This is a genomic window from Caballeronia sp. M23-90, assembly GCF_053574605.1.
In genome coordinates this window covers 1-594 of sequence record NZ_JBSIPA010000957.1, presented here as the reverse complement: position 1 = coordinate 594, position 594 = coordinate 1, and the positions used below count along the sequence as shown (strand labels likewise).

2 protein-coding genes are annotated in these 594 nt (G+C 63.8%); both read left to right on the top strand.

All coding sequences use genetic code 11. The features are described 5' to 3' along the window. On the top strand, window positions 1-345 hold a 345-nt coding region (locus ACRXB1_RS37275), incomplete at its 5' end, for a winged helix-turn-helix domain-containing protein (protein WP_449494927.1). Then, on the top strand, window positions 342-554 hold the full coding sequence (locus ACRXB1_RS37270) for a hypothetical protein (RefSeq protein ID WP_449494926.1): 213 nt from the start codon (window positions 342-344) through the stop codon (window positions 552-554). The genes ACRXB1_RS37275 and ACRXB1_RS37270, both read left to right, overlap by 4 nt. The last annotated feature ends 40 nt before the right edge of the window (window positions 555-594 follow it).

Below are 594 nucleotides of genomic sequence, written 5' to 3'. Positions count from 1 at the left end.
TCCAGCGAGCGTTTCGGCCGCTTCGAGCTCGACTTCGTCACGCGCGCGCTGGTGAGCGGCACCGAGCGCATTGCGTTGCGCGACAGCGAGTTTGCCTTGCTCAAAGTACTGGTCAAGCATCCGTACAAGGTGTTGTCGCGCGTGTTGATTCACGATCTCGTGCATCGTGACGATGCAACCTTCAACGACCGCAGCCTCGACGTTCCCATCTGGCGCTTGCGCAGGATCATCGAAGAAGATCCGGCGAGTCCGCGCCATGTCCAGACCGTGCGTGGCCAGGGCTACGTGTTCATCCCCGATCCCGATGGAGTCCGCGACCGCCCCGATCGTGCAGCGCCGGTATGAAGATCTTCGGCTTTCCTGCCCGGGGCTCCTCTGCCCGGAGCAACCCGTTCAACTCGCTGTTCGGGCGCATGGCGCTCATTTCACTGGTCGTGCTCTTTGCCGTGCAGGCCTGCTGGTTCGCGGTCCAGACCGTGCGTGGCCAGGGCTACGTGTTCATCCCCGATCCCGATGGAGTCCGCGACCGCCCCGATCGTGCAGCGCCGGTATGAAGATCTTCGGCTTTCCTGCCCGGGGCTCCTCTGCCCGGAG

Coding starts and splice junctions, on each gene's coding strand:
- ACRXB1_RS37270 (WP_449494926.1), top strand. CDS start 342: ATGAAGATCTTCGGCTTTCCTGCCCGGGGCTCCTCTGCCCGGAGCAAC.